We start from the raw sequence: 23,122 nt of genomic DNA, 5'->3' as shown, positions 1-23,122 counted from the left end.
ATCACGATGACTATTGAAACGAAATTGCCGTTTGACAAAGAGTATATCAGCTCTTTTTCAAAAGAAATGGGTGAACCGGCGTGGCTGACAGAACTGCGTGTGAAAGCTCTTGCTGACGCTGAGACGCTGCCAATGCCGCGGCCTGATAAAACAAAGATCGATAAATGGAACTTTACACAGTTTGAAAAGCATATAGTGGAAAGCGAAGATTTTGGCTCACTTGACAACCTTCCGGAAGAAGCCAAATCTTTGATTGACTTGGATAAAGAAAGCAAGAACCTTTATATCCAGCGCAATAACCGTCCGGCACATCTTTCTCTTTCGAAAGAACTGCAGGAACAGGGAGTCATTTTTGCGGATATCTTCACAGCTGCCCGCGAATACGGCGACCTTCTGCAGAAGTATTTCATGAAGGATGGCGTTAAGGTGGATGAACACCGCCTGACAGCACTTCATGCAGCACTTCTGAACGGCGGGGCATTCTTATATGTGCCGCGCAATGTTGAGGTGTCTGAGCCGATCCAGGCGATCTATCTGCATGATGACAAAGAAGCCAATGTCTTCAACCATGTACTGATCGTAACTGAAGATAACAGCAGTGTTACTTATGTTGAAACATACCTTTCAACGATCGATTCAGCAGAAGGTGTTTTCAATATTGTCACTGAAGTGCTTGCAGGCACTAATAGCAGGGTGCAGTACGGAACTGTTGATAACCTTGCAAAAGGAATCACTACGTATGTTAACCGCCGCGGCAGGGCGGAACGGGATTCCCGCATTGAATGGGCTCTTGGGCTCATGAATGATGGAAACACGATTTCCGAAAACGTAACGAACCTGATTGGCGACGGTTCTGTCGGCGATACAAAGACTGTGGTCGTCGGACGATGTGAGCAGAAGCAGAACTTCACGACAAGTGTTGTCCATTTCGGTAAAAATACAGAAGGCTATATCCTGAAGCATGGCGTTATGAAAGAAAGTGCCTCTTCTATCTTCAATGGCATCGGCAAGATCGAACACGGTGCAACGAAGTCGAATGCAGAGCAGGAGTCCCGCGTTCTGATGCTGAGCGAAAAGGCGCGCGGAGACGCAAACCCGATCCTTCTCATTGATGAGGATGATGTAACGGCAGGCCACGCAGCATCTGTCGGCCGTGTGGATCCGACCCAGCTGTACTACCTGATGAGCCGGGGGATCCCTCAGACAGAGGCAGAGCGCCTTGTCATCCACGGCTTCCTTGCTCCGGTCGTGAAAGAGCTTCCGATCGAAGGAGTCAAAAAGCAGCTTGTTGATGTGATCGAAAGGAAAGTTAAGTAATGGATTTCAAGAATATCCGTGAACATTTCCCTATTCTGAACCAGGAAGTCAACGGAAGGCCTTTGGTTTACCTTGACAGCGCCGCAACTTCCCAGAAGCCCGTACAGGTCATCGAGGCATTGAACGAGTATTACCGCGGGTATAACTCCAATGTCCACCGCGGGGTGCATACCCTCGGTACAAAAGCGACGGATGCGTATGAAGGTGCAAGGGAAAAGGCCAGGAAATTCATTAATGCCCGTTCGATTGAAGAAGTCATCTTCACGAGCGGGACAACAAGCGCACTGAATATGGTTGCTTCAAGCTATGGAGGAGACAATCTTTCCGAAGGGGATGAAATTGTCATCTCCTATATGGAGCACCACAGTAATATCATTCCGTGGCAGCAGGCAGCCAAAAGGGCCGGAGCGGTGCTGAAATATGTCCCTCTTCAGGAGGACGGCACCATTTCACTGGAGGATGTCCGCAAGACGGTTACAAGCAATACAAAAATTGTCAGCATCATGATGGTGTCCAACGTCCTTGGCGTTATGAACCCGATCAAGGACATCGCAAGGATTGCCCATGAGAATGGCGCAATCATGGTAGTGGACGGTGCACAGGCTGCACCTCATATGAAGGTGGATGTCCAGGATCTAGACTGCGACTTCCTTGCTTTTTCAGGACATAAGATGTGCGGCCCGACCGGGATCGGTGTCTTGTACGGCAAAAAGCAGCTTCTTGAAAACATGGAGCCTGTCCTCTTCGGCGGAGAGATGATCGACTTCGTTGATCTCTATGACTCTACCTGGAAAGAGCTTCCCTGGAAGTTCGAGGCCGGAACCCCGATTATTGCAGGAGCCATCGGCCTTGGTGCAGCAATCGATTTCCTTCAGGAAGTCGGCCTTGAAAACATTGAAGCCCATGAGCATAAGCTTGCCGCATACGCAATGGAAAAAATGTCTTCAGTAGAAGGCATGACCATCTATGGACCGAAGAATGCCGGCGAGAGAGCCGGACTTGTAACCTTCAATCTTGATGATGTCCATCCGCATGATGTGGCGACTGTCCTTGATGCTGAAGGAATTGCGGTAAGGGCAGGCCATCACTGTGCACAGCCGCTGATGAAATGGCTGAAGGCTTCCGCAACGGCACGGGCCAGTTTTTACCTGTACAACACGGAAGAAGATATTGATAAGCTTGTTGAAGGACTTGTTAAAACAAAGGAGTATTTCAGCGATGTCTTTTAATAATTTAGATACCCTGTACAGGCAAGTCATCATGGATCATTATAAAAACCCCCGCAATAAAGGGGTTCTTGAAGAAGATAACAGCTTGACGATCAATATGAACAATCCAACCTGCGGAGACAGGATCCAGCTGACGCTTAAGGTCGAGGATGGAAAGGTGGCGGACGCCAGATTTGACGGTGAAGGCTGCTCCATCTCCATGTCTTCGGCATCGATGATGACCCAGGCAATCAAGGGCCAGAAAGTGGAAGATGCCTTGAAGCTGTCGAAGATCTTCTCAGATATGATGCAGGGCAAAGAGTATGATGAAGATTTGGATTTGGGTGATATTGAAGCACTGCAGGGCGTTTCAAAGTTTCCGGCACGCATCAAATGTGCGACTCTTTCATGGAAGGCCATGGAAAAGGGCCTGAAGGAAGAAGAACAACAATAAACGGCAATACAGGGCTCCAAGGCCCTGTCTGCCCTGAATGGAGGAAAACGACGATGGCAAAAAAGATGCCTGAAATCGGTGATTATAAATACGGATTTGCCGATAAAGACGTTTCCATTTTCCGCTCAAAACGTGGTTTGACGAAGGAAATCGTAGAGGAAATTTCAAAGCTGAAAGAAGAGCCTCAGTGGATGCTTGACTTCCGTTTAAAATCTCTTGAACATTTCTACAACATGCCAATGCCTCAATGGGGCGGAGATTTAGCGTCATTAAACTTTGATGAGATCACTTATTATGTAAAGCCTTCTGAAAAGACAGAACGCTCATGGGACGAAGTGCCGGAAGAAATCAAGCAGACGTTTGACAAGCTTGGCATCCCGGAAGCGGAGCAGAAGTACCTTGCAGGTGTTTCTGCGCAGTACGAGTCAGAGGTTGTTTACCATAATATGCAGGAAGATCTTGAAGCAAAAGGAATCGTATTCAAGGATACAGATTCTGCTTTAAGGGAAAACGAAGATCTTTTCCGTGAACACTGGGCGAAGGTAATCCCTCCGACCGATAATAAGTTTGCGGCTCTGAACTCTGCTGTATGGTCAGGCGGTTCTTTCATCTACGTGCCAAAAGGCATAAAGGTGGATACTCCGCTTCAGGCTTATTTCCGCATCAATTCAGAGAATATGGGGCAGTTTGAGCGCACGCTCATCATCGTGGATGAAGGCGCCCATGTACACTATGTTGAAGGATGTACAGCTCCAGTCTATACAACGAACTCCCTTCACAGTGCAGTTGTAGAAATCATCATCAAAAAGGATGCCTACTGCCGCTATACCACAATCCAGAACTGGGCTAACAATGTATACAACCTTGTAACAAAAAGGGCTGTATGTGAAGCCAATGCTACAATGGAATGGATTGACGGAAATATCGGCTCCAAGCTGACAATGAAATATCCGGCTGTTATCCTCAAAGGAGAAGGCGCCCGCGGCATGACCCTTTCCATCGCACTTGCAGGGAAAGGCCAGCACCAGGACGCAGGGGCAAAAATGATCCATCTTGCTCCAAATACTTCTTCTACAATCGTATCAAAATCAATCTCCAAGCAGGGCGGTAAAGTAACATACCGCGGAATCGTGCACTTCGGCCGCAAAGCGGAAGGCGCTCGTGCAAATATTGAGTGCGATACATTGATCATGGATAATCAGTCTACTTCTGATACAATCCCATACAATGAAATCCTGAATGATAACATTTCGCTTGAACACGAAGCGAAGGTATCAAAGGTTTCGGAAGAGCAGCTGTTCTATCTGATGAGCCGTGGCATCTCCGAAGAAGAAGCGACAGAAATGATTGTAATGGGCTTCATCGAGCCATTTACAAAAGAGCTTCCAATGGAATATGCAGTTGAAATGAACCGCCTGATCAAGTTCGAGATGGAAGGTTCAATAGGATAACATTTAAAAACCCTTGGTATACCAAGGGTTTTTTGCTTTTTATTAGTTGCAACAAAATGGGTCGTGCCGATTTCGTGCCGATCTGAGTTCCTCTAGTGCAATCTAGAGGTATAAGAGGCGAACTTTTTCAGTTCGTCTTCTTCTATTTTTTGAGTAATATCAAGATAGGTATCAGCCGTAGTTTTTATTGTTTTATGGCCTAATCTTTGCGATACAAATTTTATGCTTGCTCCGGATTCTAATAATAAAACTGCATGTGTATGTCTAAAACCATGTGTTCCTCTATAGGGCACACCAGCCAGTTGGGAGTATTTTTGTAATGACTCGCGAACAATCGAAGGAGTGAGGTATTGTCCTAAATAATTTTGAAAAATGATATCGTCGGTATTTTTTGAGAAATTTATTCTTCCTAAAATTAATTCATTTTGTTGAAGTCTAAATTTCTTTAGCTCTTTAACGAGTGCATCATTAAGGGCAATTGTCCGATACGAAGATGAATTTTTTAATGTGGTAATTACAATTTCATTATTATTCTTTCTCCTGGTTTGGCGTTCAACCTTTAATTTTTTATCCATAATATCGCCCCATTTAAGTGCCAATGCTTCACTAATCCGAAGGCCAGTTTGCGATAGAAAGTATATTAGCATGTAATATAATTGATACTCAGGGAATTTTTGTTGTTTATAACCTTTCATAAAATCGAGTAGTTGATTTAACTCCTCAAGCTGCAGATATTTCACTTCTGACTTAATAGACAAAGTATCTTGAACTGGTATCTTAAGTTTATCTGCCGGGTTTTTTTCGAGAACTTCCAACTCGTGTACCGCATAATGAAATATACTTTTTAACATTGATAAATATTTCAAGCGAGCCCCATATGAGTATTTTTGCGTATCTTTTTCATTTAACATGGCGCTATATTTAGCAATCCATTTCTTTATATCCGACCTTCTTATGTTCATTACCCTTTTATTTCCGAAATAAGGGAGTATGTGCAGCCTAACGATTACTTCAACTTGTTCAAAAGTTGATTCTTTAAGATTTGCTTGTTTGTGATCGTATAGCCACTCTTTTGCAACTTCTTCAAAGGATAAGTGTCTATCATTTAAAGTTTGCCCATAATAAATTCGTTCCTCAACTTTACCTGCTTCTATTTCAGCCTCTTTTTTTGTACGAAATGTCCCAATGCTAAATTCTTGTCCATCACGAGAAACTCTAGCCTGCCATCGTCCGCTTTTAAGCTTCCTAAATGTAGCCACCTTTTTTCACCTCTAATTCATAAGTATAAGCTTCATCTTTTAATCGTATGGAATCATTGTCATAGAGTAATTTCTAAAAGTATTACATATTATTAATTGATTTATGGAATGACAAGATTTCTTCGATGTCAGATACTAAGATTATAAATTGCCGTATCTTCCTAAAATCAGCATCGTAATCCTCAGCTCTTTTTTTTAGTTTCTTCAGAACAATACCCAGCCTGTTTCTATGGTGTTGTGATTTTACAATTTCGGCACTTCCTACAGAAATACTCATAAAAGAATCCTCTAGATCCTCCTTTTGTAAACGTTCAAATGGCGCATTCACATCAAAATAAAATATCTCTTTTTCCCAATCAACATCTGATTCGTCAAACGCAATACCATACCAGTAAGGATAGGTATTAGCCTCAAATTCTTCATAAAAAACTGATTGCCTAATCAAAAAACCACCCCATCATTTATTAACTTGATAGCTTAATTGTTGTAGTAGCCTTACACTTTCGGTTGATAGTTCTATAGAGTTTTTTTTATGTCTTTGCTTTTCTCTTTCCTTCAACTGGATATCCATTTTGTTTCGCCAAATTCTTGCTTTGATTTGCTCCAGTCTTTTAACTGCTACCTCCCTTGTCACTACAAAAACCTCTTCAAATAAATGGACTAGCTCATCCTCTGTTGATGGCAAGGTTATGCTTTCCAGCATGAAAAAAGGGATGGAAGAGTACAACTGGAACAAATTTGCTTGGATTTCTTGAAGTCCTCTAAATAACTGTGGTTGTACTTCCTGGCTCCCAACATGTCTAAACGGGTGGCATATTTCATGAAAAAGCACTGAGCGAATTTCTTTCAACTGCATTTTAGATTGTAGGAAGATTACGGCAACCTCATCATCCCAAATTGCCCGATTAGGTGCATCTTCCATAAAACGCACATTCACATTAAAAGCTCTTTCTAAATTTCTTATAGTTAAGTCATGGGGGAAAAGCATATTGTTGTCACGATAGATATTCTCGATTATTGACTCAAGTTCGGTTTTTATGTAATCTTCAAACAAAAAAATCTTCTCCTTACTAAGGTGGGAATGTATGTTCTGTTTTACGGAAAAATAAATAGGGGTTCCCCCCTTATTTATTGTTTTTTTTTCATTTTCCTGAAGATCTCTAGTTGAAGGTCTAGGTAGTCTTTCTCTTCTTCAGTAATATTATCGTAGTCATAAAAAGCAGAGCCGACAATATTACCTTTTCTATCAGACGATTCTCCAAGTAAATAATCAATTGTGACATCAAAAAATTTTGCGAATGCCTTAATTAACTCGATATCTGGTTTTCTTGCTCCTGTTTCATATCCTGATATTGTCGATTCTGCAAGTTTAAACTTTTCACCGAATTGTTTTGAGGTTAACCTTTTTTCTTTTCTCAATTCACGTAACCTTTCTCCAAACTCCATCGGTTAATACCACCTTAATATCATCTTATATCTCAATTATACTTTGCGAATTGCAAACTTCAATAATTTCAAAAAAACTTCGCGAAATGCGTTGACACTTTGCGAATTGCGATGATATTATGTCATTAACAACTCAATATGCAAAGTTATTAAGGAGGTGAATCAAATGAGTCTACCAAAGAAAGCACGCATTAATGCTGGTTTTAGCTTAGAAAGTGCAGCGAAAAAGCTCAATATTTCTGGTGGGTACTTGTCGCAAATCGAAAATGGACAAAGACAAGTTAGCGCAGAACGCGCACAAGAGATTGCAAAACTATATAGCAAGAAAACTGAAGATATTTTTTTACCCAGTCGCTACTCGATTCGCGAAGTTGGGGAACGTACAGCTTAATCTTATTTCCATAATAAAGAGGTGAAAAAATGATTAAAATTCAGGTTAATGAAGAAGAAATTAAAGCATTGTATCAGAATGAAATCCAGAAACACATGGAGCGTTTAGAGAATGAAGTTACTTTCTGGGATACAAAAGAATTACAGCGTCAAACCAATATGAGTTGGAACACTATAAAGGAATATTTCTTTTATGATCCGAGTTTTCCTAAATTTAAGCTTAATCAAAAATGGTATTATCCAGCCAAAGAGTGTAGAGAATTCCTGCTAAAATGGGCCGAAAATATGGGAGATGGCTTTACAAGAAAAGAAGCTATATAAATTAACATGAAACAACATTACTTATATCAATAATAGCAAGCTATCCAATGATTGAGTATTCCAAATTGGAATATTGAAAGGGGGTGAATATATTGAAATTCGGCGCTGTTCTGCAAGCTTGCAGGGAACGGGCCGGTCTATCACAAGAAGAATTAGCACATCGATTGAACCGTAACCAATCTTGCGTTTCAAAGTACGAAAAAGACCGGAAGATCCCGGATATGCATACATTTTTACAATGGATTCAGGTGACGAATACACCAGAGATAGCAGTGGCTTACTTATATGGGATGGATGGCATAAATCTAATTCATCAGCTGTTGCCTCTAGTTGGAAATTTGGTCAGTTAATATCGACTAAGGATTAATAATAAGGAGGTAAAGGGATGACAGTGATTTTTTGGTACTTGGTAACAACGGCAGCTGTCCTGATGGGAATTGTTTTATATGATTTCCTGAAAGAGGAATCGAAGGGGCGAAGAGAGGATGCTTGAAAACAAGGAGACTGTGGAGAACATTGAGCAATTTTTAGAAAGTGCCTCTAATAATTTTGGCCGAGAACTAGCACATGAAATGAGTCTAAACGTTTCCTGGGCAAAAAAACAAGGACATGATTTCAAAATCGTAGTACCTATGGATCATGGGAATTTTGCCACTGTTTTACTCGTAACATCTGCCTTCGTAAGGAGCTACGAAGTATCAAAAAAAAGAAAGGTGATTGTCGACCAGTTTCTTGTTGGCAAGTCGGAATGCAGACAAATGTTAGAGCTCATGGAGAGCTTTGAAAGATAAGGGAAAGGAGGCATCAATTTGAAACAAATACTTAAGCTTAATAGCAGTGATCATTCAATGATAATTACAGCCATGACGGCTTTCCGCCAGGAACTAGAGGGAATGGGTCAACTTCTTTTTGATATTGCATTCAATAAGTTAAGAGAGGCGCAACCTTCAGTAGAGCTGGACGGAATGGAAATGATTTATGTCACACAGTCCTTAAACAAATATGGGAAGCAGCTCCGGGAAATGGACAGGCTTGACCAATCTGAACGATATAGATTGCTAGGGGCAGAGATCGAGCGGGTTCGATTTAACTTCCAGTACACAAACGGTCCGAAAATAGGCAAGAAAAAAGCAGCAAGTGCTTGAACACTCACTGCTCTTAAAAAAGTGATTTTGGGATAAAGCAACAATAACATATATACTGTGTTGCGGCAAGATTCGGACTTGCCGTAATGGCCAGGAGGAATCAACTCTACCTACTCTACCCTTTGATTGTTCCTGGTCATTACGGTTCGAACCGAATTACAGAAGAAAGGGGAAGAGTCGATGGCTACCCACCAAGAAAAAAAGGAAATCCGAATTGAAATTAATAATCTATTATCTTCTGAATGCGGCACCTGTGAGTATCGGACTGGATATGATCACATGAGCTATTGCATTAGGGAATGCCCTATTGGACGAAAAATGCAGGAGTTATCTTCTCGGCTCGTTCGGGATTCAAAACAGACATTAATGCCTTTAGAAGAAAGGCCATTGAAAGCAGGCAGCTGGTCAAAAGAGGAGGAACTTTATCTCCTGAATCATTCGAGACACTTTTCGATTGCGCACTTGGCCATGAGACTTCGTCGATCCCCATCAACAGTCACAGCGAAACTTCACTCGCTTAGGAAAAACCAACGTGGGCAAGCTGGCTGATACTACGAAAGGAGAGAACAGATAAGCTCTTTTCGGTTGATTTCGATATCAAGGTAAATGAGTCATTCTGTACGGTCCATACAGCATTCGTGCCCGCCGAAGGTGTGTCGGAGTGTATGGATATAACCGAAGGAAAGAAACTATACCGGCAAAAAAAGATCATCATGTCCACATTTTTATTGAACAGGTGGAGGACTTGATTTGTTAGATTACTACTCAAAAGTATTGCTCCCAAAATGGCTTCTGGATCAACAAGAAACTATAACGGAGCAATTTTTTAACCCATGTGCAGAAATATTTAACTAGATACCCAGATTACGCATTGATATCCATTAAGGGACCATATGCCTTATGCGTTCGGGTTGAGGAAGGAGTGAAGGAAGATGAGCAAACTCTTATTGGATGAGAGTCCTATAGTCGTCTTGCCGACCCTGGCTGAAAAAATTGGGCTGAATGAATCTATGATCCTTCAGCAGCTACATTACTGGCTAGAGAAAAGCAGCAATGTTCAAGACGGTTTTACATGGGTTTATAACTCATATGAAGACTGGCAGGAGCAATTCCCTTTCTGGTCAATCAGCACGATTAGAAGGACTATAACAAAGCTTGAGACTAAAGGTCTTTTCATCACAGGGAAATTCAACAAACTGAAAATCGACAATACCAAATGGTATCGGATCAATTATGACCTTCTGGAGGATATGAGCAGACCACCTGTTCAAAATGAACAGACGGAGTGTTCAGAATGGACAGACGAGCTGCTCAATATGAACAGGCCATTACCAGAGAATACTACAGAGATTACTACAGATAAAAAAGAAGAAGAAGAGCCCGCGTCTGCTCATGAAAATCCATTCCGATTCTTTGAACAAAATGGATTCGGAACCATTGGAGGATACATTCAAGAAAAAATCAGCAGCTGGTGCAGTGACCTTAATGATGAGCTAGTCGTTAAAGCTATGAAAATAGCCGTTGAACGTGGAGCTAAAAGCTGGAGCTACGTTGAAAAGATATTAATTAACTGGGCTGAAAAGAAGATTACTAGTGTCAAAGAGGCCGATGCTCTTATCTTGGCCCACCAAGAGCAGTCTAGTAAGAGCAGAACAGGTGCTAGAAAACCTTTTGCTCGAGTACGCCAAGAACAGCTTCCCGAATGGTTTGATGAACCACTAGTTCCTTCGCCAATGATTGCACACGGTGCAGTTGATGACAAGGCTACAGCAGAAAAGCGAAAAGCCTTGGAGGAACGGATGAAAAAGTATAGGACCCAGGAGGAGTAAGCAAATGGCGATACTTATGGATCAAGTTCAAAAACGAAAGCAGTTCATCATAAAGCGACTTATTCAGTCCGGCCACTCTAAAGCTGAAGACCATAAGAAACTGTTGGACTCCACTTTGACCGAACTTGAGCGCATGTACATCGACATGGCATGTGACATAGGGCGTGAAATCTCAATGGATATTGAGGTGTGATCGCCGTGGGAAACCTAACACTCGGTCAGTTATATTATCTGGCCAGACGAACGGTTAGCCATAGAAATGCGGCAATTTTCGAATTAGACAGGAGGATTAATCGTGAAGCTGCTGATTGGAAAAAAGAGTCAATGTTCGAACTGTGAGAAGGTATTCTCCATATCTTCTGATGAAGTCCAATATTGCTCTGGTAAATGTAAAGAGGAGCATAACCTATTCAAGGTAGTCGGGCGTATGGATCTTCAAAGGCTCCCCTTATACGAGCTACATATCAGGTGTTCAGAGGGAGAGGCTGACGCACTGAAGGAATGGGAAAGACGCTGGGAAAATAGCTACCCCAGAATGGGACAAGGCAGGAGGCCCCCGGATAAGGCGAAAAAGATGTTGAGGCTGATTAAACGATGAGCACAGCGCAAGTAAAGACTTGCCCAGACAACTGCTGCGTGATGTGCGGAGGAGAAGCTTCTCCCGGGGAGCCTGACAATTTATTAAGCTTTATCTGCAATGGGTGCTTGGAACAAAATTTCAGTTGATTAGGAGGAAGCCTGGTGCAACAGCTCGATCTTTTTAGAGAAATTATAGTCGACAACTTTGCCGGCGGGGGCGGTGCCAGTACAGGAATAGAAATGGCGACTGGCTTATCTGTAGATATTGCCATTAATCACGATCCGGCTGCCATTGCCATGCATAAGGCCAATCATCCAGATACAGAGCATTATTGCGAAAGTGTCTGGGATGTGGACCCAAAAGAAGCCTGCCGCGGCCGCAGGGTAGGGCTGGCTTGGTTCAGTCCTGATTGTACACATCATTCAAAAGCCAAAGGTGGAAAACCTGTAAAACAGGAAATCAGAGGTTTAGCCTGGATAGCTGTTAAATGGGCTATTGCAGTAAAGCCGAGGGTCATCATGCTCGAGAATGTTGAGGAATTCAAAGATTGGTGCCCATTGGATAGCAAAGGGAAACCACGAAAAGAATTGAAGGGTGTCACGTTCAATAGCTTTGTAAAAGCTTTGGAATCATTAGGGTATGAAGTCCAATTTAAGGAGCTGCAAGCCTGTGATTATGGGGCGCCGACCATAAGAAAAAGATTTTTTATGATTGCACGCTGTGATGGGAAGAAGATAATTTGGCCGGAGCCTACTCATGGAGATCCGCAGAGTCCGGCTGTACAGCTTGGGAGAAAAAAGCCTTGGAGAACATCAAGCGAAATTATCGACTGGTCCATTGGGGTACCGTCAATCTTTGACCGAAGGAAACCTTTAGTATCTAACACTCTGAAACGGATTCAAAGAGGCCTTGAAAGGTTTGTTATTGAGGATGAAAACCCCTTTTTGGTGCCAGATGAACATAAGGCGGCTTTCTTAATCAGTTATTATACAGAACAATCCAGCAAAGAGGTAAGGGGTCTCTCCTTAAAAACTCCACTTCACACCATAACAGCGGGAGGTAACCGATTTGGATTAGTGACTGCCTTCCTGACGAAATACTACGGTCAAGGGGTGGGGCAAGGGTTAAAAGAGCCATTGCACACCATCACAACCAGAGATAGATTCGGGCTGGTAGCTGTTAAATCAAATGGATACGCTATCTCGGATATAGGGTTAAGGATGCTGCAGCCACATGAGTTGTTTGCCGGTCAGGGTTTCCCTACGAACTATATTCACCAAATTGGTACCAAATCTGACCAAATAAGAAGAGTGGGTAATTCAGTACCGCCAGATTTTCCAGATGCCTTGGTAAGAGCTAATCTTCCGGAAATGTGTATTGCAAAGAACCGATATAAGGTTTCCCGGAGGGACATATCTTGAGAGATCTCTACATCTGTCAGAGCGGAGAGGATACTTCTGTGAAGGATGGTATGGAACCTAACTTATGCCCTTTCTGCGGTAGCCCATTTATAGAATTTAGCCTTGAGGTTAAGGATAGTTAACTCCAACTACTTTTTTAGGAGGAATTTGATAATGGCTGATTTAGATGGTATGCAAATAAAGTTTACTGTTGTAAAAAACGATGATATTGAAAAATACCTGAGCAAGAATGAGCAAGAAAAATTAATTGATTGTGTAGGGCAAATTGAGATGAGCAGAGCAATAGAAGGTCTTGGGAATGCTAAATATCTAGTAATCAACACTGACGAGCCTTATGCAGATGAAGTTATAGAAATCATGAAGTGTCATGGTCATTGGGGAAATGGTAATAGGGTTAAAGTGATTAAGGATATCAAATTCGAAGGGGAAAGTTTCAGTAAGGGCCAAGAGTTCGATGTTAAAACCATCCCATCAAGGTTACCGGCAAGTATTGGGGTTTTTGTCTCTGGAAAGTGGTTTTGCGATGTAGGAAGTCCTATATTCGAGGAATACTTTAAACTTCTTGATTAATGCACAATCCTATATAAATGCAAAGCAAGGGGCAATCTTGATGAAATATGTAGAAAGTAGCCCTTGCTCGTGTGATTACCATATCCGTTCCACGCAAAAAGCAGATATGCATTGTCACACAAAAGACCATGTCCAATTAAGACATATCCACACTTTTATCTTAATTGAAATTGCGACTTTCCCTTAAGCGTTATTTACGTGCAAAACACGAAGGGCTGTCTAAACCCCTTTCAGGTGTGGAGTCAAAGATCTGTTTGACTTTACACCAGTTATTCATCGGTGAGGTCCAGCAAAAGGTACTAGTTAGATTCAATAAAGACTAGTGTAGGTAAATTGTATTAGATAAACTAGTTGTTTGTAAATGGCATCCAACAAAAAGGAGTGTAGTTATGGTTGGGAAAATCAAAGTATGGTATATGACTGATGAAGAATTAGCATCATACGTGGCCAAGCATCCTATCAAGGAACCGAAGAAGGTCTCAAGAAAGGATTCTGCCAAAACTAGTCCTGATTATAAGTGGAGATCTAAAAAAGCAAATGAAAGCAGCCTAAAGTCGAAAAGAGCATAAAAAAAGCCAGGATTTCTCCCAGCAAGTCCACCTAAATTATATCATAGGGGGCAATCCTGGTGAATATGGACTTATCGAAATTGGTCGCAGAAGTGGATCTCAAGAAGAATGCTACCTACATTGTGAAGGATGAAAAGCTCATTCTAGTGACCAGTCCGCCTAACGGATATGGCAAGCAGGTGATTGCCTGGCAGTCAGGTAAAGTATCACATTACGAATTGAATTCCACACATAAATTATAAGTCTACTGGAACAACCAGGGACACTAACTGAACGCTCAATGCGTTTGCTTAGTGTCCTTTTTATCTTGGAACGGAGGGGAAGTAATTGGGACAATTAGAATTTCATTTAGCAACCATTAATCGGGATGAAACAAAGAGAAAAGTCGAGGGAGCATTAGAGAAGTATCGTGTGTACCTTCTTTCCCAAGAATTAGATCAATTGCCTTCTGTTACTCAAAATTTTTCACTTGTACCACCTTCAAATACCAATAAATTTAATTCTTCTACTGAAAATGCTGCTATTCATAACGTTGATTACAACAGGGAACGGACAGATTACATTAACAGGATTCTAGATGCTGTAAACAGACTTGGATACAAGGAAAGAGCTATTATCATACGTCGGTATATGACTGAAGACGATATCTTTGATTATCAGGTCTACAGCGAGCTCCATATGAGCGAGAGAAGCTACCATCGCTATAAATCAAAAGCCTTTTATAAATTGGCGTTTGCTCTTCATATTGAGGTTTATGAGGATAAGGGGGACAAGGAGCATGAACTTTGTACAACCAATCCGTGACTTAGAGAAGGTTGAAGCTATAAAGACATACTTGAAGGAGGAAAGTGAACGTAATTATTTTCTCTTTCTTATGGGAATCAATACCGGCCTTCGAATATCAGACATCTTGAAATTAAAGGTGGGCGATGTAAAAGACAAACACATCATTATTCGGGAACAGAAGACCGGCAAACAGAAGTGGATATTAATTACTCCAGCCTTGAGACGAGAGTTAAGACGGTGCGTTGTTAATCAGCCAGACGAAGAATATATATTTAAGAGTCGACAGGGAGAGAATAAACCCATTGGAAGAAGTATGGCTTATAAGATCCTTCGTAAGGCTGCTGCACAATTCAAATTGAAGGATATCGGGACTCATACGATGAGAAAGACTTTTGGGTATCATTTTTATCAACAGACAAAAGATGTGGCAATGCTACAAGAGATATTTAACCATTCCTCTCCGGATATTACGTTAAAGTATATCGGCGTTAACCAGGATGGAATGGACAAAGCGATGAGCAGGTTTAAGATATAGCTTGCTCATCGCTTTTTCTTTTTGGTTGTAATCAGTTAATCATAATAAGTATGATGTGGAACTCAAAAAAAGGATACGGATTTAATCACTTGTATCAAGGGATTCAGCCCTTCGGGCAGTTACACAAAATATAAGATATGGATAATTAGAGTGTGAAAATATTAGAAGATAATGTAAACTGAACCTATCAGATAAATAGAACGTACTATATACTTTGACGGGGGGAAGTTTTATGATTGATAATTATAATGATTTATCAGATTTACAAAGGAATAATTTAGGGTATTTCTTAGAAAGAGCTGATTCTAATAGACTTTCCATTCTACATCACAAATTTAATGTTCAACGTGCTAGAAACAATACAATCTTTAGAGAAAATACTGTAAGAGACTTAATGTTTGGGCACATTCCATTTCCTTATTTCTTGGAATGGTTAAGTGAAGTAGAGTTGGAAGGCAACAACTCACTATTTATTTACGAAGCTGAGGAGACAGATTTTTTAAAGAATACTTCAGTTAAAGTCCTATATGAAAATTCAATAAAATTAAAAACACCTTTATATGATATTAATGCAGAGAACTTAAATGAAATAAAGCTCGTCAATGTTTCAAAAATAGAAAATAAAAATCAAGTACTGTTTTCTCTGGCTGCACCGGCTCAAGTACAAGTAAAAAAACTTGATGGTCAAATGGAATTGAGAAAACATGTGTATCTTGCATATATTATCGTTGATTTTAACCTTTCGTCAGTTGTATTATTTATGCACCCAACTGTAGGATTAGCATCAGTATATGGCGAAAGTAAAAGAAGAGACATTGATGATGTTACATGGATTATCCTACACTTCTTCAGAGAGAAGATCCTGGCATTTACATTAAAAGAACCTGATTGGATTGTTAATGCCCTTTCCAAAATTTCAGAGGAATATTTTTATCACAATAATCCTATAATAGAAGAAAAAATTGAAAATTTTTCTAATGAACATATAACAGGTTTATTAAAAAGCCTTAAAAAAATTAACCCTGAACTTGATCGAGAAGATTCGATGCTAAGACTAAGAAGGTCACTTGAGAGTGCCTATGAAAGTGAAATGATTGTCATTCATAGGAGGATAGAAAAAGAACTACCTTTTCAGATTTTTTTACAACAAACCGACAGGGGATTGACTCAATTCAGGGCAAACACCAGAGGAAAAGCTTTAAGTCATTCAGAAGCAGCTGATATTATTAGGTTAATGTGGGAACATGGCGATGTTTTAAACGTTGGGTTAATACATCGTGAAGCAGAAAAGGAATATCAGTACATAATAAAGAAATTAGATAAGTACTTTTCACTTAAAAAATATACTACATCAGGTACTGGGAAGGAGGTAGTGGACAATGTTTTACGAAAACTTAATGAATATAAAGAGGAAATTGAATCTACCTCTACCTTCTCAGAACTTGAAGAGTTTGGACGAGGAGTTGACGATTCTCAAGCCTGATGCAACAGCATCACCTCATTATTTGTCACGTAAGACTAAAATACCTCTCCCACTTATTGAAACTCTACTAACACACCTGGCTCTTGATTCGATACTTGAAGCCAGGTTTTATCTGTTTTGTTTAAACGAAGATCCCGAATTAGAACATGGATTCGAATTTATTAGCAAGAAAGAGTTAAGAGATTTTATTGTCAGTGAAAAGTTTTCTTGTCCTAATTGTAATTCGAAACTAAATACACAAAATATCAGGGTAGGTTTTGTAAAAAAAGACATCCCTAAGCATATTATAGAGGCCTCTATATGAAGGACACTATACCATTTAACAAGTTCATAAGTGCTGCAAAAGATGAGGAAATTTGGACTCCCATAAGTAACGAAGAAAAAGAGGAATATCTTAAATTAATCAACAATGTACGCACTACTTTAATAAGTGGGACCAAAAAAGAAAAGGGCGATGCCTTGGAAGATTTGATGACCTTTGTATACAGAAGGTTTGAAATTGGCTATGTAGAGCCGAATGTATTAAAGGGAGATAATCAAATAGACCACATTATTAATTTTATTGACGGAATGGTGCCAATGTTTATATATGAAAAGATTGGTTCAAGAATGATTGGAGAATCCAAAAATCATAAAGAATCTATTGGGGTAAGAGAGGTTACAGACTTAGTTGAATTATTAAGGTCTAAAAAAGCAAAGGTAGGGGTTTTTAGTTCTTTCAAAACTTTTAGTCGAGGAAGAAACAAAAGCCCATGGATAAATGCAGAAGGAAAGAGAAGAAAATTAGCAATTGCGAATAGTAACGAAAGAATAATCCTTGGTTTCACAATTGATGAATTAGAGACTTTAACAGATAAAAACTTTTATACACTATTAAAACAAAAGTACTTTGCCTTGATAGATGAAATCGATGACGATTATACAGATTATCCTACAGAGGATCTTTCAATAGCATATCATATAAGACTATACGATTCATTGAAGCAATTAAAGGAGAACCATGTTATTAGCGAACAAAGCTACTTGGAAGGCAAGCAGGCTTTAATCCAGAAGTATGGAAACATTGAGTAAGATAACTGGCAGAGTTTTGGCAACAGATAGGCAGTAAAAATAGCTAGTTCCGTGATACTATGGTAGTAATAAATTATATAAAGGCGGCACTCGGGTTGGGAGTGTCGTCTTTTGTTATTTTTTGACGAACGATAGGGATTGTTAGAATACCTCCTTTAGTCCATAATTAAATGGGCAAAAAGGAGGTAGAAAAGAGTGATTTGGGAAAATGAGTGGTTTGTGGGTATAACTGTAGGATTGATAAGTGGTTTTATTATATATTTTATTCAAATATTTGTAGCTAGGAAATTAAGCAAAAAAGAGTATAATACAAGAATTGGTAAAGCAAACGATGAAGTGGTGTCCCTATTGAAGGCAGTAATATCGGAGGACGAATATCCATCAATTGAAATATTTGAATCACTGGTCTCGTCTATTTCAAGAAAGAACAATGTAGAAATATCTGATTTAAATAGTGTTTCGGATATTCTAGATGACTTAATTGCAGAAGTTTTTCTAACAAATTTTATGCCGGTCGATAAAAAATTATCAAGTGCTGAAAAACTTACCCAATTAAAAACTCAATATAAAGAAATCAATCAAAATGCAGAGCAACCATTAGAATCAGGGCATTCAATAAGCATATCTTATTCTCGTTTAATGTCCATTACCTCAACTATGTTTATAATGTTGTTTGGGTATTTAATAGTGCTATTTGGTGATCAAGACAAAATTAAACTATTTGGTGATTTAAAAAGCTCAACCTCGTTGATTGTTTCCGTTGTCACTTCAGTAGTTGTTATGACCCTACTGTCACTATTCTTAAAGGATTCTGATGACGATAAAATAGCAGCTACTATCAGGGAACTTAAAATGAAAATAAAATCTAAATAATATATTTCAGGCTCTCAACCTAATGAGTGCTTTTTATTTTGCAGAAGAAGGTGTCGCCTTTTCTGTAAAAAGAAGGAAAGATACTCCTGCTGTCGAATCTTTAGGCATAAGGAGGTGTAACAAATTGGAAATTAAAAGAGATCCTGAAACAGAAGTGTTCATTAATTCAATGGAAAATAGTAATATTTATTTTTTCATGAGAGATGAGTTTGATAGAACCACAAATTATGGGGAAAGTTATAATCCAGAGGTTCATGACTTATTGGTAGTGAAGTCTGCAGCAGAGAAATTTTCGATTTCAGAGTTAAAAGCTGATAAGATTTATATTGATTTTGAATCGGCAATCACTGAATTTCACTCGAAACGACCGGGAAAATAATTATTTGAAGCATTCCAGACGGAGAGCTCTTTTGTCAATAATTGACGAATAATAGGGATTGTCCATTAATCACCTTTTACTCATAATTGGGAGTGGGAGGTGATACTATGGCATATTTTAAATACAAAGTGTTCACTTATAATAATCGTGCGATTATGAATAATGATGAAACACTGGAAGCTGATCTAAAAGAATTAGGAGATCAGGGATGGGAACTCGTATCTGCATTACCTATCATTAAAGGTGATGGCAGTGAAGGAGATATTGATGTTAGAACAAATGAGATAAAGTTCATTTTCAAAAAAGAGAATAGCTGAGGTGAAAGCATGGATTTAAATAATGAAAAATATGTTGATGTTGAAGCTGTGACTGAAAATGGAACTTATGCAGCTGTAGCTAGTATAGATGTAGTCAGATTGATGATGGACGCTGATATCGTCACAATTAGAGGAACATCCATAACTGTTGGTGAAGTCGAAGTAACCGATAATGGAGTAATTCGTTTCCACGGAAATGTAACAAATCTATAACTGTTGTCAAAGCATCCTTTCGAGGGTGCTTTTTATTTATGCAGAAAGAAGGGTGATAACATGGAAGTAAATTGTGATAACTGCCGAAAGAGATTCATCATTTCCCTGGAGGAAAAGAAACATCCTAAAGGTGTACTCGAATCTTACTTTAAGTGTCCACATTGCTCCACTAGGTTCAGTGCAGCCTTTACGAACGAAAGAGCCAGGAAGATACAAAAGCAAATCCGCACAATGTGGGCAGAAATAAAAGGCTGTGGAAGTCAGCAGTTAGCTGAGCATAAGAAAAAGAAAATCGATAATCTAACTGAAGAGAATAAACAGATAATAGATGAATTAAAAAGGCGGCACGCATCCAAGTGATTGGGTGCTTTTTTATGCAAAAATCTATCAATGAGGAGGAGTCTTGTGATATGGCTGAAGAGCGAGAGTCAAACAGAAGCATTGGGAAGCTGAAAATGGATGTGGATTGTTCTGATGCATTGAGGGGAGTTGAGGGGTTGAAGGCAGTGCCCAGAGAAGCTAAGAAAGCAACGGCATCTCTGAATGGATTTGAGAATGCAATGAAGCAATCGAAGCTGCTGGTAATTGAGCTAGATTCAGAGGGCAGTGTTCCGAGAGTTTTCTATAACGGAGAAGACCTCCAGAATAAAGTAAGAGTCTTCTTTGATTGGGTAACCAAGTCCTCTGTTCCAGGACACACCAAAGTAAACATAGAATATTTTGAGAAAGATCAGCAGGGCATGCCAACGTTAATAGGTATTGGTCTGGAGAGATAGTCATGGCGATGTTAAAGCTATGCAGCTGCGGCACTCCTATCGATATCTCCCTGAACTGCTGCGAGGGCTGTAAACCTAAGCAAGGAGAACGACACAAGCTGTATGACAGATACAGGAGAGACCAGGAAACAGCAGCGTTTTACAAGTCCACACCTTGGCGCAAGGTAAGGGAGCAAGCACTGGCAAGGGACATCGGCCTGTGTCAGCATTGCCTGTCAAAAGGCCGAATCAAATGGGCTGACATGGTGGATCACATCATACCTATCAAGGAAGCCTGGGAGCTGCGTCTTGTGTTGGATAACCTGCAATCCCTATGCAATAGCTGCCATAACATCAAGACGGCTGAGGACAAAAAGAAATACGCCAGACCCCTGGGCCCCTGAAAAAATTTTATTTTTTTCTGGATTGCGACCGCGTGGGCCCTTTTTCTCGCAAAAAATCCGTTTTTAATATTTTTTTTAAGGAGGTGTAATCCATGGCTGGGAGAAATAAGCAGCCATTGTCCGTCATCCAGGGCAAAGGCCGATCGAACCACCTTACCAAGGAAGAGATGGCGAAGCGTGAGGAACAAGAAGAAGCGATGCGCGGCTTCACAGATAAGATCGAAGCGCCGGCCTATTTGTCGGCTGCCCAAAAGAAGGATTTCAACAAGCTGGCTGAAGAGCTGATACGTCTGAAAATCTTTAGTAACCTGGACGTTGATAGTTTGGCTCGGTATATCGATTCTAAGGATCAATACATTAAGCTGACGAAAGAGCTGCGTAAAATAAAGCCCACCGAAAAGGTTGAGATTGGCCCGGATAAGTTTGCCACAGTTGCGAATGGTGCCTATACAAAACTCATGAAAACAAAAACATCTCTCTTCAACGAGTGCCGATCGGCAGCGTCTGATTTAGGGTTGACGATTACATCTCGCTTGAAACTGGTTATACCCGAGGCGCCGAAGGAGAAGGCTCTAAGCAAGTTTGCCAAGTTTGGTGGTGGGCAGAAGTGATCGATCGCGTCACTTCCTACGCTTGGGATGTGTGTATGGGGAAGATACCCGCCGGCGATACGCAAAAGCAGGCCTGCAACCGGCATCTGCAGGACCTGGAAAGGCAGGATACAGAGGATTTTCCTTATGTCTGGGATAGTGAAAAGGCCAATGAGATCATCGAATTTGCTGAAACATTGACCATTGCCGAGGGGGAAGAAGAGCAGCCACTTAGCTTATATGGATTTCAGGATTTCATCTTTGGCTCCTGGCACGGCTGGAGGACACTGGACGGATATCGGAGGTTCAGAACGTCCTATGTACAAGTTGCCAGGCAGAACGGGAAGTCACTTGGGAATGCTGTACCGACCATGTATTATGGCAATTTTGATGGCTATAACTATCCTCAGATTTACTGTACGGCCACCAAGGAGCTACAAGCCAGGATCGTACTGAAAGAATGTTTTAAGTTCATCAATGCGGATCCGGAGTTATGCGGCAGCAAGTACGAGGAAGGCCTTTACACCATCAAGGACTATGCGAGTAAGATCCTTTGCAACCTGTCCCAGGGAGAGATCAGGGCACTGGGAAGAGATACAAAGTCCATCGACGGTTTCCGTCCTTATTTTGCAAGTGTCGATGAATACCACCTTCACAAGGACAATCAGATGTACAAGCTGCTGGCAGATGGGACGAAAAAGTTAAAACAATGTCTGATTTCAGTCATCACCACAGCTGGCTTTGATTTGAATTCTCCATGTTATGCCCTTTATGAATACTGTAAAAAGATACTTGCGGGCGTTGTGAAGGACGAGACACAGTTTGTTTTTATTTGTGAATTGAATAAGGACGACGATATTTGGGATGAAACCAACTGGATCAAGGCAAATCCGTTGTGGACGGAACAAACGTTGAACAGCTTAAAGGCTGAAGCCATTAAAGCCAAGGCAATGGGCGGTGAGGACTTACGGAATTTCCTTACCAAGTCACTGAATCAGTGGGTCAAATTTGCCGACAACCAATATATGAATCTTGAACACTGGAAGAACAGCGAGAGCAATAAGACCCTTGAAGATTTCAAGGGTTTTTCGTGTTATGCGGGGCTTGATTTATCCAGTGGGGGCGACTTGACCAGCTTGGCACTTATATTCCCCTATGTAGAGAATTACGTGAGGAAATACTTTATTCATTCCCACTCCTTCATTCCGGCCAAACGAGTGGCGGAGCATATCAAATCAGATAAAGCACCTTATGATATGTGGATTAAAGATGGGCTTCTGACACCTACAGAAACCCTCGGCGGAATAAAGACCGATTATAAATACATCATTGCCTATTTGGCCAAGCAAATTGCTGAATACAGCCTTGAAGTGAAAATGATCGGGTACGATCCTCACAATGCATCTGCCTTCTTGAATGATTTGGAGGAGCTGGGGATTGATTCAGTCTCCATCACCCAGTCTGCGAGGAATCTAAACGATGCTACTGAGGATTTCCGGCTCGAGGTCGCGGCCGGTAATGTGGAGTATAACAAAAAGAATGAACTGCTCATCTGGTCCGTGACCAATGCCAAGACGGTTTCCAATTCCTTTGGTGAAATCAAGTTGGATAAGGATCTTCAGCAGAAGCGGATAGATCCAGTGGATGCCATCATCGATGCCTGGAAGCTGGCCATGTCTTCGGCTGAAGGCAGCATGGACGTATCAGAATTTGCTTCGGATGATTTCCTCAAAAAATTATGGGGCTAAGGAGGGGG

33 protein-coding genes are annotated in these 23,122 nt (G+C 40.7%); 29 read left to right on the top strand and 4 right to left on the bottom strand.

Features of this window, described 5'->3' with window-relative positions:
• The first annotated feature begins 6 nt into the window (after positions 1-6).
• Genes sufD through sufB form a run of 4 tightly spaced genes read left to right on the top strand, consistent with a single transcriptional unit; the run spans position 7 to position 4,430 of the window.
• Complete coding sequence (sufD, locus tag FZD51_RS06110; protein ID WP_148973953.1) at positions 7-1,317, top strand: Fe-S cluster assembly protein SufD; 1,311 nt, start codon at positions 7-9, stop codon at positions 1,315-1,317.
• A complete protein-coding gene (locus FZD51_RS06105; RefSeq protein WP_148973952.1) occupies positions 1,317-2,546 on the top strand; it encodes a cysteine desulfurase in 1,230 nt (409 codons plus the stop codon). The genes sufD and FZD51_RS06105 overlap by 1 nt, the downstream gene beginning before the upstream one ends.
• Positions 2,536-2,979, top strand: a complete 444-nt coding sequence (gene sufU / locus FZD51_RS06100) for a Fe-S cluster assembly sulfur transfer protein SufU (RefSeq protein ID WP_009791476.1) — start codon at positions 2,536-2,538, stop codon at positions 2,977-2,979. The genes FZD51_RS06105 and sufU overlap by 11 nt, the downstream gene beginning before the upstream one ends.
• A 53-nt stretch (positions 2,980-3,032) precedes the next feature.
• On the top strand, positions 3,033-4,430 hold the full coding sequence (gene sufB, locus FZD51_RS06095; RefSeq protein WP_148973951.1) for a Fe-S cluster assembly protein SufB: 1,398 nt from the start codon (positions 3,033-3,035) through the stop codon (positions 4,428-4,430).
• Between the two features lie 92 nt (positions 4,431-4,522).
• Here sufB and FZD51_RS06090 read toward each other — a convergent pair whose 3' ends face one another.
• The 4 genes from FZD51_RS06090 to FZD51_RS06075 all read right to left on the bottom strand — a co-directional run bounded on the left by FZD51_RS06090 (position 4,523) and on the right by FZD51_RS06075 (position 7,135).
• Positions 4,523-5,689 (bottom strand): tyrosine-type recombinase/integrase, encoded by a 1,167-nt coding sequence (locus FZD51_RS06090; RefSeq protein WP_148973950.1) that lies wholly within the window; start codon positions 5,687-5,689, stop codon positions 4,523-4,525.
• 82 nt (positions 5,690-5,771) lie between these two features.
• Positions 5,772-6,134 carry a hypothetical protein gene (locus FZD51_RS06085; RefSeq protein WP_148973949.1) on the bottom strand — a complete coding sequence of 121 codons (363 nt, stop codon included), beginning with the start codon at positions 6,132-6,134 and terminating at the stop codon, positions 5,772-5,774.
• A 12-nt stretch (positions 6,135-6,146) separates the two neighbouring features.
• A complete protein-coding gene (locus FZD51_RS06080; RefSeq protein ID WP_148973948.1) occupies positions 6,147-6,743 on the bottom strand; it encodes an ImmA/IrrE family metallo-endopeptidase in 597 nt (198 codons plus the stop codon).
• 74 nt (positions 6,744-6,817) lie between these two features.
• Complete coding sequence (locus FZD51_RS06075; protein WP_148973947.1) at positions 6,818-7,135, bottom strand: helix-turn-helix domain-containing protein; 318 nt, start codon at positions 7,133-7,135, stop codon at positions 6,818-6,820.
• Positions 7,136-7,301: 166 nt separating this feature from the next.
• Here FZD51_RS06075 and FZD51_RS06070 point away from each other — a divergent pair, with 166 nt between their 5' ends.
• The 25 genes from FZD51_RS06070 to FZD51_RS05950 all read left to right on the top strand — a co-directional run bounded on the left by FZD51_RS06070 (position 7,302) and on the right by FZD51_RS05950 (position 23,114).
• Positions 7,302-7,526, top strand: coding sequence for a helix-turn-helix transcriptional regulator (locus FZD51_RS06070; protein WP_148973946.1), 225 nt, complete (start codon positions 7,302-7,304; stop codon positions 7,524-7,526).
• A gap of 29 nt (positions 7,527-7,555) precedes the next feature.
• Positions 7,556-7,846 (top strand): group-specific protein, encoded by a 291-nt coding sequence (locus FZD51_RS06065; RefSeq protein ID WP_148973945.1) that lies wholly within the window; start codon positions 7,556-7,558, stop codon positions 7,844-7,846.
• Positions 7,847-7,938: 92 nt separating this feature from the next.
• Positions 7,939-8,196, top strand: coding sequence for a helix-turn-helix domain-containing protein (locus tag FZD51_RS06060; protein ID WP_420886218.1), 258 nt, complete (start codon positions 7,939-7,941; stop codon positions 8,194-8,196).
• Positions 8,197-8,331: 135 nt separating this feature from the next.
• Positions 8,332-8,637 (top strand): hypothetical protein, encoded by a 306-nt coding sequence (locus FZD51_RS06055; protein WP_148973943.1) that lies wholly within the window; start codon positions 8,332-8,334, stop codon positions 8,635-8,637.
• An 18-nt stretch (positions 8,638-8,655) separates the two neighbouring features.
• Positions 8,656-8,991, top strand: coding sequence for a hypothetical protein (locus FZD51_RS06050; protein WP_148973942.1), 336 nt, complete (start codon positions 8,656-8,658; stop codon positions 8,989-8,991).
• A gap of 180 nt (positions 8,992-9,171) precedes the next feature.
• Positions 9,172-9,540: a zinc-finger domain-containing protein gene (locus FZD51_RS26830; protein ID WP_148973941.1), complete on the top strand. Its 369-nt coding sequence runs from the start codon at positions 9,172-9,174 to the stop codon at positions 9,538-9,540.
• A 383-nt stretch (positions 9,541-9,923) separates the two neighbouring features.
• Positions 9,924-10,820 carry a DnaD domain-containing protein gene (locus FZD51_RS06040; protein ID WP_148973940.1) on the top strand — a complete coding sequence of 299 codons (897 nt, stop codon included), beginning with the start codon at positions 9,924-9,926 and terminating at the stop codon, positions 10,818-10,820.
• Positions 10,821-10,824: 4 nt separating this feature from the next.
• Positions 10,825-11,013, top strand: coding sequence for a Fur-regulated basic protein FbpA (locus tag FZD51_RS06035; RefSeq protein WP_148973939.1), 189 nt, complete (start codon positions 10,825-10,827; stop codon positions 11,011-11,013).
• Between the two features lie 102 nt (positions 11,014-11,115).
• On the top strand, positions 11,116-11,418 hold the full coding sequence (locus FZD51_RS06030) for a hypothetical protein (protein WP_148973938.1): 303 nt from the start codon (positions 11,116-11,118) through the stop codon (positions 11,416-11,418).
• A gap of 143 nt (positions 11,419-11,561) precedes the next feature.
• Entirely contained in the window at positions 11,562-12,821 is a 1,260-nt protein-coding gene (locus tag FZD51_RS06025; protein WP_148973937.1) for a DNA cytosine methyltransferase, read from the top strand.
• Between the two features lie 153 nt (positions 12,822-12,974).
• Positions 12,975-13,391, top strand: coding sequence for a hypothetical protein (locus FZD51_RS06020; protein WP_148973936.1), 417 nt, complete (start codon positions 12,975-12,977; stop codon positions 13,389-13,391).
• A 389-nt stretch (positions 13,392-13,780) separates the two neighbouring features.
• Positions 13,781-13,960, top strand: coding sequence for a hypothetical protein (locus tag FZD51_RS06015; protein WP_148973935.1), 180 nt, complete (start codon positions 13,781-13,783; stop codon positions 13,958-13,960).
• Positions 13,961-14,025: 65 nt separating this feature from the next.
• Entirely contained in the window at positions 14,026-14,202 is a 177-nt protein-coding gene (locus FZD51_RS06010; RefSeq protein ID WP_262380793.1) for a DUF3954 domain-containing protein, read from the top strand.
• An 85-nt stretch (positions 14,203-14,287) separates the two neighbouring features.
• A complete protein-coding gene (locus FZD51_RS06005; RefSeq protein WP_148973933.1) occupies positions 14,288-14,764 on the top strand; it encodes an ArpU family phage packaging/lysis transcriptional regulator in 477 nt (158 codons plus the stop codon).
• Complete coding sequence (locus FZD51_RS06000) at positions 14,739-15,281, top strand: site-specific integrase (protein ID WP_148973932.1); 543 nt, start codon at positions 14,739-14,741, stop codon at positions 15,279-15,281. Before FZD51_RS06005 ends, FZD51_RS06000 begins: the two co-directional genes overlap by 26 nt.
• 232 nt (positions 15,282-15,513) lie before the next feature.
• Positions 15,514-16,764, top strand: a complete 1,251-nt coding sequence (locus FZD51_RS05995; RefSeq protein ID WP_148973931.1) for a hypothetical protein — start codon at positions 15,514-15,516, stop codon at positions 16,762-16,764.
• A 300-nt stretch (positions 16,765-17,064) separates the two neighbouring features.
• A complete protein-coding gene (locus FZD51_RS05990) occupies positions 17,065-17,835 on the top strand; it encodes a restriction endonuclease (protein WP_148973930.1) in 771 nt (256 codons plus the stop codon).
• A gap of 195 nt (positions 17,836-18,030) precedes the next feature.
• Entirely contained in the window at positions 18,031-18,708 is a 678-nt protein-coding gene (locus tag FZD51_RS05985; protein ID WP_148973929.1) for a hypothetical protein, read from the top strand.
• 22 nt (positions 18,709-18,730) lie between these two features.
• The gene (locus FZD51_RS05980) at positions 18,731-19,087 is read left to right on the top strand and encodes a hypothetical protein (RefSeq protein WP_148973928.1); all 357 of its coding nucleotides are present in this window, start codon (positions 18,731-18,733) and stop codon (positions 19,085-19,087) included.
• A gap of 107 nt (positions 19,088-19,194) precedes the next feature.
• Positions 19,195-19,404 carry a DUF4177 domain-containing protein gene (locus FZD51_RS05975; protein WP_148973927.1) on the top strand — a complete coding sequence of 70 codons (210 nt, stop codon included), beginning with the start codon at positions 19,195-19,197 and terminating at the stop codon, positions 19,402-19,404.
• Positions 19,405-19,413: 9 nt separating this feature from the next.
• Positions 19,414-19,617: a hypothetical protein gene (locus FZD51_RS05970; RefSeq protein ID WP_148973926.1), complete on the top strand. Its 204-nt coding sequence runs from the start codon at positions 19,414-19,416 to the stop codon at positions 19,615-19,617.
• Between the two features lie 410 nt (positions 19,618-20,027).
• On the top strand, positions 20,028-20,393 hold the full coding sequence (locus tag FZD51_RS05965; protein ID WP_148973925.1) for a hypothetical protein: 366 nt from the start codon (positions 20,028-20,030) through the stop codon (positions 20,391-20,393).
• Between the two features lie 2 nt (positions 20,394-20,395).
• Positions 20,396-20,776: an HNH endonuclease gene (locus FZD51_RS05960; protein ID WP_148973924.1), complete on the top strand. Its 381-nt coding sequence runs from the start codon at positions 20,396-20,398 to the stop codon at positions 20,774-20,776.
• A 92-nt stretch (positions 20,777-20,868) separates the two neighbouring features.
• Positions 20,869-21,387: a phage terminase small subunit P27 family gene (locus FZD51_RS05955; protein WP_148973923.1), complete on the top strand. Its 519-nt coding sequence runs from the start codon at positions 20,869-20,871 to the stop codon at positions 21,385-21,387.
• Positions 21,387-23,114, top strand: coding sequence for a terminase large subunit (locus tag FZD51_RS05950; RefSeq protein WP_148974250.1), 1,728 nt, complete (start codon positions 21,387-21,389; stop codon positions 23,112-23,114). The genes FZD51_RS05955 and FZD51_RS05950 overlap by 1 nt, the downstream gene beginning before the upstream one ends.
• The last annotated feature ends 8 nt before the right edge of the window (positions 23,115-23,122 follow it).

It is taken from the genome of Bacillus infantis (assembly GCF_008180445.1).
Classification (GTDB): domain Bacteria; phylum Bacillota; class Bacilli; order Bacillales; family Cytobacillaceae; genus Bacillus_AB; species Bacillus_AB infantis_B.
This window is presented reverse-complemented; position numbering and strand designations above follow the sequence as displayed.

Coding starts and splice junctions, on each gene's coding strand:
- sufD (WP_148973953.1), top strand. CDS start 7: ATGACTATTGAAACGAAATTGCCGTTTGACAAAGAGTATATCAGCTCT.
- FZD51_RS06105 (WP_148973952.1), top strand. CDS start 1,317: ATGGATTTCAAGAATATCCGTGAACATTTCCCTATTCTGAACCAGGAA.
- sufU (WP_009791476.1), top strand. CDS start 2,536: ATGTCTTTTAATAATTTAGATACCCTGTACAGGCAAGTCATCATGGAT.
- sufB (WP_148973951.1), top strand. CDS start 3,033: ATGGCAAAAAAGATGCCTGAAATCGGTGATTATAAATACGGATTTGCC.
- FZD51_RS06075 (WP_148973947.1), bottom strand. CDS start 7,135: ATGGAGTTTGGAGAAAGGTTACGTGAATTGAGAAAAGAAAAAAGGTTA.
- FZD51_RS06070 (WP_148973946.1), top strand. CDS start 7,302: ATGAGTCTACCAAAGAAAGCACGCATTAATGCTGGTTTTAGCTTAGAA.
- FZD51_RS06065 (WP_148973945.1), top strand. CDS start 7,556: ATGATTAAAATTCAGGTTAATGAAGAAGAAATTAAAGCATTGTATCAG.
- FZD51_RS06055 (WP_148973943.1), top strand. CDS start 8,332: ATGCTTGAAAACAAGGAGACTGTGGAGAACATTGAGCAATTTTTAGAA.
- FZD51_RS26830 (WP_148973941.1), top strand. CDS start 9,172: ATGGCTACCCACCAAGAAAAAAAGGAAATCCGAATTGAAATTAATAAT.
- FZD51_RS06040 (WP_148973940.1), top strand. CDS start 9,924: ATGAGCAAACTCTTATTGGATGAGAGTCCTATAGTCGTCTTGCCGACC.
- FZD51_RS06035 (WP_148973939.1), top strand. CDS start 10,825: ATGGCGATACTTATGGATCAAGTTCAAAAACGAAAGCAGTTCATCATA.
- FZD51_RS06020 (WP_148973936.1), top strand. CDS start 12,975: ATGGCTGATTTAGATGGTATGCAAATAAAGTTTACTGTTGTAAAAAAC.
- FZD51_RS06015 (WP_148973935.1), top strand. CDS start 13,781: ATGGTTGGGAAAATCAAAGTATGGTATATGACTGATGAAGAATTAGCA.
- FZD51_RS06010 (WP_262380793.1), top strand. CDS start 14,026: ATGGACTTATCGAAATTGGTCGCAGAAGTGGATCTCAAGAAGAATGCT.
- FZD51_RS06000 (WP_148973932.1), top strand. CDS start 14,739: ATGAACTTTGTACAACCAATCCGTGACTTAGAGAAGGTTGAAGCTATA.
- FZD51_RS05995 (WP_148973931.1), top strand. CDS start 15,514: ATGATTGATAATTATAATGATTTATCAGATTTACAAAGGAATAATTTA.
- FZD51_RS05990 (WP_148973930.1), top strand. CDS start 17,065: ATGAAGGACACTATACCATTTAACAAGTTCATAAGTGCTGCAAAAGAT.
- FZD51_RS05980 (WP_148973928.1), top strand. CDS start 18,731: ATGAGTGCTTTTTATTTTGCAGAAGAAGGTGTCGCCTTTTCTGTAAAA.
- FZD51_RS05975 (WP_148973927.1), top strand. CDS start 19,195: ATGGCATATTTTAAATACAAAGTGTTCACTTATAATAATCGTGCGATT.
- FZD51_RS05970 (WP_148973926.1), top strand. CDS start 19,414: ATGGATTTAAATAATGAAAAATATGTTGATGTTGAAGCTGTGACTGAA.
- FZD51_RS05965 (WP_148973925.1), top strand. CDS start 20,028: ATGGCTGAAGAGCGAGAGTCAAACAGAAGCATTGGGAAGCTGAAAATG.
- FZD51_RS05960 (WP_148973924.1), top strand. CDS start 20,396: ATGGCGATGTTAAAGCTATGCAGCTGCGGCACTCCTATCGATATCTCC.
- FZD51_RS05955 (WP_148973923.1), top strand. CDS start 20,869: ATGGCTGGGAGAAATAAGCAGCCATTGTCCGTCATCCAGGGCAAAGGC.